Annotated in this window: 15 protein-coding genes; 2 read left to right on the forward strand and 13 right to left on the reverse strand. The window is 35.7% G+C overall.

Going from position 1 to position 13080, the window contains the following annotated elements; translation table 11 throughout:
• Position 1: 1 nt before the first annotated feature.
• From rpmI to C7D97_RS04955, 5 genes are all read right to left on the reverse strand, one after another.
• A complete protein-coding gene (rpmI, locus tag C7D97_RS04935) occupies positions 2 to 199 on the reverse strand; it encodes a 50S ribosomal protein L35 (protein WP_015778265.1) in 198 nt (65 codons plus the stop codon).
• Position 200: 1 nt separating this feature from the next.
• Complete coding sequence (gene infC, locus C7D97_RS04940) at positions 201 to 755, reverse strand: translation initiation factor IF-3 (RefSeq protein ID WP_105300992.1); 555 nt, start codon at positions 753 to 755, stop codon at positions 201 to 203.
• Between the two features lie 183 nt (positions 756 to 938).
• The gene (locus C7D97_RS04945; protein WP_105300993.1) at positions 939 to 1391 is read right to left on the reverse strand and encodes a MarR family winged helix-turn-helix transcriptional regulator; all 453 of its coding nucleotides are present in this window, start codon (positions 1389 to 1391) and stop codon (positions 939 to 941) included.
• An 11-nt stretch (positions 1392 to 1402) separates the two neighbouring features.
• A complete protein-coding gene (locus C7D97_RS04950; RefSeq protein ID WP_105300994.1) occupies positions 1403 to 2257 on the reverse strand; it encodes a DegV family protein in 855 nt (284 codons plus the stop codon).
• Between the two features lie 303 nt (positions 2258 to 2560).
• Positions 2561 to 3307 carry a metal-dependent hydrolase gene (locus C7D97_RS04955; protein WP_105300995.1) on the reverse strand — a complete coding sequence of 249 codons (747 nt, stop codon included), beginning with the start codon at positions 3305 to 3307 and terminating at the stop codon, positions 2561 to 2563.
• 85 nt (positions 3308 to 3392) lie between these two features.
• On the opposite strand from C7D97_RS04955, the gene C7D97_RS04960 reads away from it, so the two are divergent.
• Together C7D97_RS04960 and C7D97_RS04965 are read left to right on the forward strand one after the other, a co-directional pair.
• On the forward strand, positions 3393 to 3872 hold the full coding sequence (locus C7D97_RS04960; protein ID WP_105300996.1) for an aminoacyl-tRNA deacylase: 480 nt from the start codon (positions 3393 to 3395) through the stop codon (positions 3870 to 3872).
• Positions 3869 to 4543, forward strand: a complete 675-nt coding sequence (locus C7D97_RS04965) for a hypothetical protein (RefSeq protein WP_105300997.1) — start codon at positions 3869 to 3871, stop codon at positions 4541 to 4543. The genes C7D97_RS04960 and C7D97_RS04965 overlap by 4 nt, the downstream gene beginning before the upstream one ends.
• Before the next feature lie 49 nt (positions 4544 to 4592).
• On the opposite strand, the gene C7D97_RS04970 is transcribed toward C7D97_RS04965, so the two are convergent.
• The 8 genes from C7D97_RS04970 to C7D97_RS05005 all read right to left on the reverse strand — a co-directional run bounded on the left by C7D97_RS04970 (position 4593) and on the right by C7D97_RS05005 (position 13048).
• Positions 4593 to 5453 carry a PPK2 family polyphosphate kinase gene (locus tag C7D97_RS04970; protein WP_105300998.1) on the reverse strand — a complete coding sequence of 287 codons (861 nt, stop codon included), beginning with the start codon at positions 5451 to 5453 and terminating at the stop codon, positions 4593 to 4595.
• A gap of 31 nt (positions 5454 to 5484) precedes the next feature.
• Positions 5485 to 6828: an acetyl-CoA hydrolase/transferase C-terminal domain-containing protein gene (locus C7D97_RS04975; RefSeq protein WP_105300999.1), complete on the reverse strand. Its 1344-nt coding sequence runs from the start codon at positions 6826 to 6828 to the stop codon at positions 5485 to 5487.
• Between the two features lie 178 nt (positions 6829 to 7006).
• Entirely contained in the window at positions 7007 to 8191 is a 1185-nt protein-coding gene (locus tag C7D97_RS04980) for an acetyl-CoA C-acetyltransferase (protein ID WP_105301000.1), read from the reverse strand.
• Positions 8192 to 8249: 58 nt separating this feature from the next.
• On the reverse strand, positions 8250 to 9092 hold the full coding sequence (locus tag C7D97_RS04985) for a 3-hydroxybutyryl-CoA dehydrogenase (RefSeq protein WP_015778274.1): 843 nt from the start codon (positions 9090 to 9092) through the stop codon (positions 8250 to 8252).
• Positions 9093 to 9133: 41 nt separating this feature from the next.
• Positions 9134 to 9913, reverse strand: a complete 780-nt coding sequence (locus tag C7D97_RS04990; RefSeq protein WP_105301001.1) for an enoyl-CoA hydratase-related protein — start codon at positions 9911 to 9913, stop codon at positions 9134 to 9136.
• 138 nt (positions 9914 to 10051) lie between these two features.
• Positions 10052 to 11056 carry an electron transfer flavoprotein subunit alpha/FixB family protein gene (locus tag C7D97_RS04995; RefSeq protein WP_105301002.1) on the reverse strand — a complete coding sequence of 335 codons (1005 nt, stop codon included), beginning with the start codon at positions 11054 to 11056 and terminating at the stop codon, positions 10052 to 10054.
• A 9-nt stretch (positions 11057 to 11065) separates the two neighbouring features.
• The gene (locus C7D97_RS05000) at positions 11066 to 11875 is read right to left on the reverse strand and encodes an electron transfer flavoprotein subunit beta/FixA family protein (protein WP_105301003.1); all 810 of its coding nucleotides are present in this window, start codon (positions 11873 to 11875) and stop codon (positions 11066 to 11068) included.
• Between the two features lie 33 nt (positions 11876 to 11908).
• Complete coding sequence (locus C7D97_RS05005) at positions 11909 to 13048, reverse strand: acyl-CoA dehydrogenase (protein ID WP_015778278.1); 1140 nt, start codon at positions 13046 to 13048, stop codon at positions 11909 to 11911.
• Between the last annotated feature and the right edge of the window lie 32 nt (positions 13049 to 13080).

Consider the following 13080-nt stretch of genomic DNA (forward strand, 5'->3'; position numbering starts at 1 on the left):
CCTATGCACCGATCATGTTTTTAACGTTTTTCATTTCGCTTGATGAAACAACTGTTGCTTTTCTTAGTCTTCTTTTTCTGTTTGGTGATTTTTTAGCTGTAAGGTGTCCCTTGTAAGCTTTTCTTCTCATAACTTTTCCGCTGCCAGTAACTTTGAATCTCTTAACTGCAGCTCTTCTTGTTTTATTTTTCTTTGCCATCTTATTCTCCTTTTTCGTCATTTGGTTCTAAAAACATCACTAAAGATCTTCCTTCCATTTTAGGTTTTTTCGTAACCTTGTAGGAATCTTTAAGCATTGTCTTAAACTTATCCATCAATTCGTAGCCAGGCTCTTTACGTCCAAGCTCTCTACCACGGAATCTTATAGAAACTTTTACTTTATCCCCGTTATTTAAGAATTTCATGCTTTGATTTGCTTTTGTTTGCAAGTCATTGTCTTCTATATTAAGAGAAAATCTTGTTTCTTTTAATTGAGCATTTTTTTGTTTTTTTCTATTCTCTTTTTCTTTTTTCTCTTGATCGTATTTGAACTTGCCGTAATCCATTATCCTAGTAACAGGTGGCTTAGCCTTTGGGCTCATCAATACTAGGTCAAGTTTGCTATCATAAGCCATGTCTAGGGCTCTGTTTAGGTCAACTATTCCTACCTGATTACCATTTTCATCAATAAGTCTTACTTGCTTAGCTCTAATTTCATCATTTATTCTTAAATCTTTTATAAGTATACCTCCATATATTAAAAAAAGCGGGCACAAAGTACCCGTTCCAATTTATAATTAAATCTCGTAATTAAAAATTATTAACCTACAAACTTAAGTCGGCAGGTGAGTTGGGTACTTCTTTGTTGTCTACGCTTTTTATAGTACTATATCATGGCTTTTTTGTCAAGGATCTTTCTCTTATTTCTGACAAAAAACACCTATTTAAATTAATGATTTCTATCTAAGAAATTCCCTAAGCTCTTTTTCAAGCTCCCTATTTACAAGGTCCAAATTATCATATAGGTATTCTCTCTCTTTTTTATCAAGTTTATCTTCTACATTTCTAAGAACCCTTGCAGTAAGCTCATTTTTCTTCCTTTTGTATGAAAAGTACTTATCTGTTAAGACTATGTGAGTAATCCTTGCGTCCTCCATTGACTTAGTTTTTGTTATATAGCCCTTCTTCTGTAAGATATTAATCCTATAAGAAACATTGGGCTGGGACATATATAGAAACTTTACCAAGTCGTTTATACTTGGTCTATCGAGATATTCTATAACTTCTAGGATCATACTCTCAGCCAAACCTAGAGATGAGGAATGATAGTTCATAAATACTGACCTAAAAAAATGAAGCTTGGTCTTTTTTACAATCTCATCTAGAATATTATCCTTATTTTTCTTATTCATAAGTCTCCTGTCTAGCTTATCTTTAGAAAGGCGAAGCCGAATAGACCAGGTCCTGTATTAGCTCCAAGAGTTGGGGATATTTGTCCTTTGATAAAAAGGCTCGCCCCATCAATAAATTCCTTTAGGGTATCTTCAAGCCTATCTGCCATATCATTGGAGTCACCATCGCCTATAAATATATAGTAGTTTTTGGCATCTTCTAGATATTCCTTGGCAATCTTATAGAATTGCTTGAAGATCCTCTTCTCTCCTCTGACAATCTTCATTAGCTTAAATTTACCATCTTCAGGATTAACCGTAATTAGTGGCTTAACATTTAAGGCATCAGAAAGCTTGCCAAAAGTTTTTGGCACCCTACCACCTTCTATTATATATTTTAGAGATTCCAAAGTGAAAAACACTCTCGAATTCTCACGGGTCTTCTCAAGGGCTTCTTTGATCTCTTCAAAGCTTTTCCCTTGATCTATGAGATCTTTGGCAAAAAGAGCCAAAAACCCTTCTGCCATGGTAAGATTTCTACTATCAAAGGCATAGGTCTCTATATCGGAAGCTTCGAGCATATCACATAAATTATAAGTTCCCGAGAAGTGACTTCCTATACAAATCATTATTACCTTTCCGTATCCGTCATTTTTGATCTCTTCAACAAGCTCCATTATATCTCCTGGCGCTGGAAGACTTGTCTTTGCCCTATTGCCTTCTTTTTTGATATAGGAATAGAACTCATCAGGACTGATATCAATCCTATCCTTGAGGAATTCTCCTCCTATATTGACATACAAAGGAAGATAATATATGCCCTTTTCCCTTGCAAGTTCTGGGGAAATATCAGCCCCCGAATCTACAATTATTGCTATTTTTTCCATATTTACTCCTAACGATTCTCTATCTTAATAAATCTTCTATAGCTAGTTTTATTATTACTAAAGCTTTTAGAAAATTTCTATATTAATCAAGAGAAATACAAACACAACTATATTAAAAGTCTCTTACAGACTAGTAAAACTATTTTAGTAAATTATCCACAAACACTAGGACCTTTCTATGGGATAAGTATTACTATTTACTCATCTTTGTCAAAGATCTTATTTACCTATGGTTAAATCTTCGCTTAAAATCATTTATTATGGCTTATTATACCTCTTTTACGGCTTATCTACTATCCTACTTTAATCATCCATGTCTATTTCAAAATCCTGATTATCTTCGTCAATAAATCTCACGTCTGTAGGATTATCTGAAAAACTTAAAGCAAAATCCTTGCTCATTTCAAAGTCCTCATCGATATTGAGCGGGAAAAATATTTGTGGATTGAATATCTCTATAAAGCTTCTGGGACAAGCGAAACTTGCATCGCCCCCATCTGTCCTTATTGGGAAAAATCCTAAGTCTATTTCTCCTTCTCTATCAAATATTTCATAAAGATAATTTATAAGTTCAGTATTTCCTTCTCCTTGTTCAAAGAAAATAGACTCTCCCGTGTAAAAGATAGAAAAATCAAAAATCTTTACAAAGAAGCTTAGACCAGATCCCTTAGCGGAAAAACTCAAGACCTCTATATCCTTATTAAGCTTATACCTATCCGATGAATTTGTGAAGATAACATTCTTTTTCTTATACAAGTCCTTGAGATTTTCGAGAGAAAGCCCCACCTCATTTAGATAAATCACATTGCCCTCTCCCTTATCGTAGGCAATGTCTGAGGATAAAACGTAGCTAAAGTTATCCATATCAAATAACTTCAAAATCTCTTGGGTATAGTGACCATCCCTGTTGCTTGTAGCAAAAAATATAGTCTTCTTATCATCAGGGATATTCAATATCCCATTACAATAATCGAAGACTAAAAGATATTCTCCAATCTCCAAACTGTAGCAATTCTCTCCTACATAATTTACTTTGATATCATCATACATAACAAACTCCCTTACTATCTTTAAAATATATACCCAATCTTGTTAAATATAAATTTATCGTATAATTATTTTGAAGGGAGCTAATATGAAAAAAGAAATTAAAACTAATGCCATGAGAATACTAGAAAACTTAGATATAGATTACGAACACGTTGATTACGAGCTAGAAGGAGACTTTACTTCTGCAGTAGATATAGCAGAAAAAACTAACGAGGATGTAGATATAGTCTATAAGACTCTTGCAACTATTTCTAAAGACAAGGAAGTCTTCGTCCTTGTAATACCTGCAGCAGATTCAATTGACTTCAAAAAGGCTGCAAGAGTTTGTGGTGTAAAGAGTCTTTCCATGCTCCACCTAAAAGACCTTAAGAAGACTGTCGGCTACGAAAGGGGAGCAACAACAGCAATCGCTATGAAAAAGGACTATCCAGTCGTTCTTGATGAAAAGGCTAAAAATCACGAGATAATCAAAGTATCTGCCGGTAAAATCGGACATGGCTTAAAACTTAGACCAGATGATTTCATAAAAGCGACCGATGGCAAATATGGGGATATTACCCAATGAAAGTGATTAAAGTCTTTGCTTCTGAAAGTTTATCCTATGAGTATTCGACTACCTCTGCCCTCAAAGAAAAAATAGACAAAACTTCTGACTACGAAGACTTAAGAGAAGTTAAATTCATAATCGATAATGATAAGGACAAGGAGAAGCTTTTGCTTTTAGTAATTCTTTCTCCAATATTTTTAGCAAGTTTTGATTCATCAAGTGAAGAACTAGACTTTTTTAGGGGAAAAATTTCAAGTTCTAACTTTGCCTACGGTCTTTATCCAGAGTTTTTCCCCTTTGACGAGGAAAAATATAGGCTAGTTTATGAAAACAAGGAAAATAAAGAAGATATTTTCCTAAATGAAGAAGGCCTTATCGAATTTACTATAAACCCAATAGGGGATGAATACATACTTGCCTTGGCCTACCTATTAGAAAAGCTTATAGAAGATGATATAAATAGAAAAAAACTTTTAAAATATTTTGATAAGATTAGAAACGATATCGTAATAAACGGAAGAAGGTCAATCCTTGCAAATGGTATCCAGGCCTTCTATCTATCGAAATATGTCCTAGTGCGGATGATTACATTTTGTGAAGATCTGATAGAGAAAGACTATAAAGCAAAAGACTACCTATCTTCTATCCTAAGTAAGTCTGAGAGTCTCCAAAGGCCTATTTATGAATAACTCCTGTATTTTATATTTTAAAAGATTGGCTAATTTTAGCCAATCTTTGTTAAATTTCATTATTTTTTAGTTTTTCTTTTATTTCTTTAGCTTTTTGTTTTTCCTCATCTGTGAAAGTAGGATACTGAGGATTTATTTTTTCAAGACTTTCAATCAAAGCTAATGTCGCAATTTTTCTAGCAAGCCATGGATTATCAGCTGGCAAAGCATACCAAGGAGCGATTTTGCTAGCTGTATTGTTTAGCATTTCCTCAAAGGCTTTTTGATATTTATCCCAGTTCTCCCTATCCTCTATATCGGAGAAGGCAAATTCATGGTTTTTATCTATATTTTCAAGTCTATCAAGAAGTCTTTGTCTTTGGACATCCTTAGACATATGGAAATATAATTTCAAAACTGGAAATCCATTATCATTCATATATTTTTCGAAATTATTTATGTGTTCATATCTTTTTTCCCAAAGATCTGGATCTTCTCTTATTTCTTTTGGCAAATGTCCCAGGGTGTCGTATATCTTAGGAGCTATTATATCTTCATAGTAAGACCTATTAAGTATAGCAATTTCTCCTCTTTTAGGAAGGCCTTCGTGCATGCGCCACAAATAATCATGGGCATTTTCCTCATCAGAAGGTTTACCAAAGGATGTGTTCTTCAGGCCTTGTGGAAGCAAGTTTGAAAATATATACTTAATAATCTCATCTTTTCCAGCAGCATCCAAGGCTTGAAGGACGATTAGAACTCCATGTTTAGATTCTGCAAATAATCTGTTATGCAAATCATTGAGTCTTGGAACTAAATCATCAAATAATTCCTTTTTGATATCTTCTTCTTTTTCGTCACTTACAAGATGGGTTTCAAGTTCTTCAATTTCTATTTTCTGTCCGTCAATTTTGAAATAATCTTTTTTCAATTTCTCCTACTTTCTTTTTATAAGTTAGTAACTACTTGTTAGATTTCCTCCAGATACCAAGTTTTTCTGCTTCTTTTATAAGTTCATCTCTGTTATCTGGATGAGCTAAGCTAACAAGAGCTTCTGCTGCTTGCCAGGTTGATAGACCTTTGAAGTTAACTATACCTTGTTCTGTTGCAATGTAGTGGGTGTTGCTTCTTACAGCAGTAGCTTGAGTACCAGGTTTGAAGGTTGGAACTATATTTGAAATTCTTTTTCCTTCTTTGTTTACTCTAGAAGATTTAAGGGCGATAAATGATCTACCACCTTTAGATCTGTATGCTCCAAGTACAAAGTCAAGGGCTCCACCTGCTCCGGAAATGTGTCTTGTTCCAGCAGATTCAGCTGATATTTGTCCCCAAAGGTCTACTTCAAGAACTGTATTTATTGATACATAGTTATCATGTGCTGCTATAACATCAATATCGTTTACATATGACACTGGTGCTGCCATTAGTTCTTCATTTCCATCTATATAGTCATACATTTCTTGAGAACCTGCTGCAAAGGCATAGACTTGTCTACCTGGGTTAATATTTTTCTTCTTACCTGTAATTCTTCCAGCTTGAGCCATTTCCATGAAACTATCTACATACATCTCTGAGTGAACTCCCAAATCTTTTAAATCAGACTTAGCAATTTGGCTTCCTATAGCATTAGGGAGCCCTCCGATACCTAATTGTAGAGTATCGCCGTCTCTTAGATTATCTACAACGTATTTAGCTACTTGTACTTCTTCTTCGCCAAATTTTGCACTTGGAAGAGTTATCATGTCATAGTTGCTTGATTCATAGACATAATCTACATCTTTGATATTGATAAAATTTCTAAATCCACCGAGAGCAACTGGTACGTTTTTATTTACCTCGAGTACAACTTTATCTGAATTTTCAAAAGAAGTTAAAGCATGAGATGCAGAAAGACCCAAGTTAAAGTTACCGTGTTTGTCCATTGGAGAAACTTGGATTACAGACACTGCTGCTTTGTCTGCATTTTCTGCTATATATCTTTCTATTTCTGAGTATTTGATTGGAATAAAGAAAGCACCGTATTGGTTGTTGTTGATTAAGTTTCTTTCTGGACCTGTTGAGTGCCAAGAATGATAGATAAAATGTTCTCCTGTGCTGTCTGCTTGACCTATGTGAAGGTTATATGGAACAACTCCGCTTCTAATCTTTACGTCTTTTAATTCGTCCACTCTTGCTGCAAGAGCCTTATCGAAGTCAACTGGTACTAGGGCTCCCCATCCCATTTCAACCCAGTCGCCGTCTTTTACAAGTCCTGCCGCTTCTTTTACAGTTATTAGTTTATCTTGATACATTTTTTCAAAATCCATTTTAAACCCCTTTAAATATTAAAATCGTTTTCAATATATATTATACCCATAAATCTATGTTTTATTCTCTATTTGATATTTATTATCAATCACTTTTATTTAATCTTTATTCTAATTTACAGGTGTTTTTAGATAAAATAAGAGGGTGTAAGCCTACACCCTCCATCATTATTAATTCTTATCTTTCAACTACTACAGCAGTACCCATACCACCACCTATACATAGGGTTGCGATACCTTTTTTAGAATCTCTCTTTTGCATTTCGTAAAGAAGTGTTGTTAGGATTCTTGCTCCACTTGCTCCAACAGGGTGTCCAAGAGCTATTGCACCACCGTTTACGTTAACTATATCTGTGTTAAGACCAAGTTCTTTGATTACAGATAGAGCTTGAGCAGCGAATGCTTCGTTAGCTTCGATTAGGTCAATATCTTCAAGTTTTAGATCAGCTTTTTCAAGAGCTTTTCTAACTGTTGGGATTGGGCCTGTACCCATGATAGCTGGATCAACACCTTCTGTAGCGTAGCTTACGATTGTGGCAAGTGGCTTAACGCCTAATTCTTTTGCTTTTTCTTCACTCATTACTACTAGTGCTGCAGATCCATCGTTAAGACCTGATGCGTTAGCTGCTGTTACACTACCACCATCTCTCTTAAATGCTGGTTTAAGTTTAGAGATACCTTCAGCTGTTACGCCTTCTCTGATGTGTTCATCTGTATCAACTACAGTTACATTTCCTTTTCTATCTTTTACTTCTACAGGTACGATTTCGTCTTTGAATTTACCTTCTGCTCTTGCTTTTTCTGCTCTGTTTTGGCTCATTGCAGCAAGTTCGTCTTGTTCTTCTCTTGTTAGACCGAATTTTTCAACTATATTTTCAGCTGTCATACCCATGTGATAGTCGTTGAATGCATCCCAAAGACCGTCTTTAATCATTTCATCTACAGCCTTCTTATCTCCCATTCTAGCTCCCCATCTTTCGTTTTGAAGAAGGTATGGTGCATTTGACATTGACTCTGTACCACCAGCTACAACTATGTCAGAATCTCCTGCCATAATCATTTGAGCTGCTAGAGATACAGATCTAAGACCTGAACCACATACAATATTAAGAGTCATTGCTGGTTTTTCTTTAGGGATACCTGCTCCGATAGAAATTTGTCTAGCTACGTTTTGTCCAAGACCTGCTTGAAGTACGCAACCAAATACCATTTCATCTACATCTTCTGGTTTGATTCCTGCTCTTTCAATTGCTCCCTTAACTGCTGTTATTCCTAGATCTTGAGCGCTTACTGATTTTAATGCGCCACCGTATGATCCTATTGGTGTTCTTGCTGCACTTGCTATTACTACTTTTCTAGTCATATTATCTCCTTATATTTAAAATTCGTTTACTTTTGATCTATTTTTTATTTGCTGTAGTCTATTTGCTGTAGTCGTAGAAACCTTTACCAGTTTTTCTACCAAGGTCTCCTGCTCTTACCATTTGTCTTAGAAGCGGATTTGGTCTGTACTTGCTATCTCCAAATTCGTTGTATAGAACTTCCATGATTGCAAGACATGTATCAAGGCCTATAAGATCTCCTAGAGCAAGAGGTCCCATTGGGTGGTTTGCACCAAGTTGCATTCCCTTGTCGATATCTTCAACGCTTGCAAGTCCATCTGCAAGAACTCCGATTCCTTCGTTAATCATTGGGATTAAGAGTCTATTAACTACAAATCCTGGTCCTTCTTTAACTTCGATAGGTTGTTTTCCAAGATCTTCTGCAAGTTTGAATATTGTTGTGTTTGTTTCATCAGATGTGTGAAGTCCTCTGATAACTTCAACTAGTTTCATTACTGGAACTGGATTGAAGAAGTGCATTCCAATAACGTTTTCTGGTCTGTTTGTAGATGCAGCAATATCTGTAATTGATAGTGAAGATGTGTTAGATGCAAGGATTGCTCCTTCTTTTACAACTTCATCAAGTTCTTTGAAGATTTCTTTTTTAAGTTTTGGATTTTCTGTAGCAGCTTCTATAACTACGTCACAGTCAGCCAAATCTTTTACTTCTGTTGTGTAAGTAATGTTTTTAAGAGCTTTATCTTTTTCATCTTCTGTCATTCTTTCTTTAGAAACTTGTTTAGCATAGGATTTTTCTATTCTTGCTTTAGCTTTTTCTAAGAATTCATCTTTGATATCTCTAACTACTACTTCGTATTTTCTTGCAGCAGTTTCTACGATACCGCCACCCATAATTCCTGAACCGATTACTCCAATTTTCATAATTACTCCTTTATTTTTCTCTCTGTTTTATACTTACCCGATTATTTATTTTTAAACTCAGCTTTTTCCTTATTTAAGAAAGCATTCATACCTGCTTTTTGATCTTCAGTCGCAAATGATAGACCAAATAGGTTTTCTTCAATCTTAATAGCTGAATCTATATCAACTTGTCCACCAACGTTTATAGCTTCTTTAGCAAGTCTTACAGCAACTGGTCCGTTAGAAGCAACTTTAGAAGCAAGTTTTGCTACTCTTTCTTCTAATTCATCGGCAGCAACTACTTCTTGAACAAGGCCTATTTCTAATGCCTTATCAGCCTTGATGTTTGAAGATGTATAAATTAGATATTTTGCATATCCAGGTCCAACTAGTCTTTGTAGTCTTTGTGTTCCACCAAATCCTGGTAGGATTCCAAGACCAGTTTCAGGTTGACCAAATAGTGCCTTATCACTTGCGATTCTAAAATCACAGCTCATAGCAAGTTCGCATCCACCGCCTAGGGCGAATCCATTAACAGCTGCTATTGTTGGGATTTCGAGACTTTCTAGTTTTCTAAATACTGCTAGCCCCTTCTTACCAAAAGCTTTTCCTTCAAGTGGAGAAAGTGTTGACATTTCCTTGATATCTGCTCCTGCTACGAAGCTTCTTCCTTCACCTGTTACTATTAGGGCTCTTAAGTCCTTATTTTCCTTAATTTCATCTAAAACTTTGTCAAGTTCGTCAAGAACTTCAGAGTTTAGTGCATTTAGAGCCTTTGGTCTGTTGATTGTAAGCTTTCCTATAAAGCCATCAACTTCGTACTTGATTGTCTTATATTCCATAATCGCCTCCTATTTAGCAATAAATTATTACTAGGTCTTTGTTTTGTGATATTTTTTTATCAATAAGCTTTAATAGTTAGCTGCTTATAATCTGATGTATATTATCATCTTCTAAGCAGCTTCTATCCTTCAAGCTAATTAGTTAGCTTTTCTTTCTTTTATTAATTCTGTTAATTTTGGAACTACTTCAAATAAGTCCCCAACAATACCGTAGTCAGCAATATCAAATATTGGTGCATCTGGGTCTTTGTTGATAGCTATGATTGTATCACTTGCTCCGATACCAGCCAAGTGTTGGATAGCTCCAGAGATACCAACAGCTATATAAACTTTTGGTCCTACAGTCTTACCTGATTGTCCTACTTGGTGAGAGTGAGAAATCCAACCAGCATCTACAGCAGCACGTGATGATCCTACTGTACCATCTAAGGCTTCTGCTAATTCTTCAATTAACTTAAAGTTTGCAGGATCTGCAAGTCCACGTCCACCACTTACGATGTATTCTGCACCAGCAAGATCTACATCTTCTCCTTCATCTCTTGGGATAAAGTCTAAGATTTTTGTTCTAACTTCTCCGTCGTATTTGATATCTTCAGAGATTTCTTCGATTTCTTCTTTTGCGCCAACTTCTTCTTTAGAGAATACTCCTGGACGAACTGTACCCATTTGTGGTCTAGAATCTGGGCAGAGGATTTGAGCCATTAGGTTACCACCAAAGGCAGGTCTTGTCCATTTTACATTTCCTGTTTCAAAGTCAACGTCAAGTTCTGTACAATCTGCTGTAAGTCCAGTTCCAAGTCTTGAAGAAATTCTTGGACCTAGGTCACGTCCTACGTTAGTAGCACCGATTAGGATTACATTTGGATTGTGTTTTTCAACAAGTTTACATACAGCATTTGCGTAGATGTCTGTATTGTATTGTTTATATTCTTCACCTTCTACAGTAATTACGCCGTCAACTCCGTATTTTTTAACTTCTTCTTTTGCATTGTCAGCATTTTCGCCGATGATTACTGCATATAGTTTTTCTTTAAGTACATCAGCCATTTTTCTGCCTGGATTTAGTAATTCTAATCCAACATTTAAGGCTTTTCCTTCTTCATTTGTTTCTACAATTACCCAAAGGTTTTTATTATCTGTCATACTTCCCCCTTAAATAAGCTTTTGATCTACTAGAGCATCCATTAACTTAGTTGCAGCTTCTTCTGCTTCCATGTCTTCAAACATAACTGCAATTTTTGTTCTGTCTGGAGCGTAAGATTTATTAACTCTAGTTGGAGATCCCTTAAGACCAATTTTTGTCTTATCAATGGTAGCTTCTAAATCGTCAAAGGTGATTTGTCCGATTTCAGCTTTTTTAGCTTTAAGTTTATTTTTGATTTTTGGATATCTAAGCTCTTCGTCACCATATTTTGTAAATGTGATTAGGGCTGGAAGTACACATTGCACGTTTTGAGCTCCGCCTTCTACTTCTTGTAAAACCTTAATTCCTTCATCGTTTAGCTCTGCTGTATAAGCACGTGTAACTTGAGGAAGTCCTAGGTGTTCTGCAAGTTCAGGTCCTACTTGTGCTGTATCTCCGTCAATTGCTTGAAGACCACAGTAAACTAGGTCAGGTTCGCCTTCTTTTTCTGCTACTGCCTTTATAGCATTAGCTAGAATGTAAGATGTAGCAAGTGTGTCAGATCCACCGAATTTTCTATCTGTTACAAGATATGCCTTGTCAGCACCAACTGCTAGACAATCTCTAAGCATTGCTTCTGCTTGTCCTGGTCCCATAGATATTACTACAATGTTTATTTCAGGATCTTTATCCTTAAGTCTAAGAGCTTGTTCAAGAGCGAAAGCATCGTAAGTATTTAAGATACTTGGAACTCCCTTTCTTATAAGTGTATTTGTAATAGGATCGATTTTGATCTCATTTGTGTCTGGAACTTGTTTCGCACATACGAAAATATTCATATATCCCCCTTTGATTCTAAGTAACTATCGAGCTTATTTATTTAATAATGCGCCAGATACAACCATTAACATTACTTCTGAAGTACCTTCATAGATTTCTGTTATTTTTGCATCTCTCATCATTCTTTCAACTTCGTATTCCTTGATGTAGCCGTAACCACCTAGTAGTTGAACAGCCTTTGTTGTAACATCCATTGCAACTCTTGATGCTTTAAGTTTTGCTTCAGCTGCTGCTACTGTGTAGCTTTCACCAGCATCTTTAAGTGTTGCTGCTTTATAAACTAAGTGACGAGCTGATTCAATATCTATTGCCATTTCAGCAAGTTTGAATTGTGTATTTTGGAATTTAGCTAGAGGTCTACCAAATTGGTTTCTTTCTTTTACATATTTAACTGCCTTATCAAGAGCACCTTCAGCTATACCTAATGCTTGAGCTGCTATACCAATTCTACCGCCGTCTAGTGTTTGCATTGCGTATTTGAAGCCCTTACCTTCTTCACCAAGTAAGTTTTCTTTTGGAACTTTACAATCTCTAAAGATTAATTCCATTGTTGAAGAACCCTTGATACCCATCTTATCTTCTACTGTACCAAAGTCGAATCCTTCCATTCCTTTCTCAACGATGAAAGCAGAAATTCCTCTAGTTCCTTGTTCTTTATCTGTCATTGCAAATACAACATAAGTATCAGCGTAACCTGCATTTGTTATAAAGATTTTTGATCCATTAAGTACGTAGTGATCTCCATCAAGTTTTGCAACTGTTTTTTGTCCTGATGCGTCTGTTCCTGCATCTGGTTCTGTAAGTGCGAAAGCACCAAGTTTTTCACCTGAAGCAAGTGGTGTTAGGTATTTTTCTTTTTGTTCTTCGTTACCAAACTTGTTAATGCAATCAGCGCAAAGTGATGTATGAGCTGAAACGATAACTCCTGTTGTCGCGCATGCTTTAGAAAGTTCTTCTACGCAAAGAACATATGTAAGTGTATCAAGGCCAATTCCGCCGTATTCTTCATCGAAAGGAATTCCAAAAAATCCTAGCTCTTGCATTTTTGCTACGTTATCTTCTGGGAACATGTGTTTTTCGTCTACTTCTATTGCAAGTGGAGCAACTTCTTTTTGAGCGAAGTCTCTGAACATGTCTCTCATTTCTACTTGTTCTTCTGTTAACTTATACATAATCTCTCCTTATAAAACTTTTTAGATGATAT

It is taken from the genome of Anaerococcus marasmi (genome assembly GCF_900290195.1).
Lineage (GTDB): Bacteria > Bacillota > Clostridia > Tissierellales > Peptoniphilaceae > Anaerococcus > Anaerococcus marasmi.

Excerpts from the sequence above, each read along its gene's own strand:
- C7D97_RS04980 (WP_105301000.1), bottom strand. The coding sequence starts at position 8,191 with ATGACTAGAAAAGTAGTAATAGCAAGTGCAGCAAGAACACCAATAGGA.
- C7D97_RS04960 (WP_105300996.1), top strand. The coding sequence starts at position 3,393 with ATGAAAAAAGAAATTAAAACTAATGCCATGAGAATACTAGAAAACTTA.
- C7D97_RS04990 (WP_105301001.1), bottom strand. The coding sequence starts at position 9,913 with ATGGAATATAAGACAATCAAGTACGAAGTTGATGGCTTTATAGGAAAG.
- C7D97_RS04995 (WP_105301002.1), bottom strand. The coding sequence starts at position 11,056 with ATGACAGATAATAAAAACCTTTGGGTAATTGTAGAAACAAATGAAGAA.
- C7D97_RS04950 (WP_105300994.1), bottom strand. The coding sequence starts at position 2,257 with ATGGAAAAAATAGCAATAATTGTAGATTCGGGGGCTGATATTTCCCCA.
- C7D97_RS04985 (WP_015778274.1), bottom strand. The coding sequence starts at position 9,092 with ATGAAAATTGGAGTAATCGGTTCAGGAATTATGGGTGGCGGTATCGTA.
- C7D97_RS04965 (WP_105300997.1), top strand. The coding sequence starts at position 3,869 with ATGAAAGTGATTAAAGTCTTTGCTTCTGAAAGTTTATCCTATGAGTAT.
- C7D97_RS05000 (WP_105301003.1), bottom strand. The coding sequence starts at position 11,875 with ATGAATATTTTCGTATGTGCGAAACAAGTTCCAGACACAAATGAGATC.
- rpmI (WP_015778265.1), bottom strand. The coding sequence starts at position 199 with ATGGCAAAGAAAAATAAAACAAGAAGAGCTGCAGTTAAGAGATTCAAA.
- C7D97_RS04955 (WP_105300995.1), bottom strand. The coding sequence starts at position 3,307 with ATGTATGATGATATCAAAGTAAATTATGTAGGAGAGAATTGCTACAGT.
- C7D97_RS05005 (WP_015778278.1), bottom strand. The coding sequence starts at position 13,048 with ATGTATAAGTTAACAGAAGAACAAGTAGAAATGAGAGACATGTTCAGA.
- C7D97_RS04975 (WP_105300999.1), bottom strand. The coding sequence starts at position 6,828 with ATGGATTTTGAAAAAATGTATCAAGATAAACTAATAACTGTAAAAGAA.
- C7D97_RS04945 (WP_105300993.1), bottom strand. The coding sequence starts at position 1,391 with ATGAATAAGAAAAATAAGGATAATATTCTAGATGAGATTGTAAAAAAG.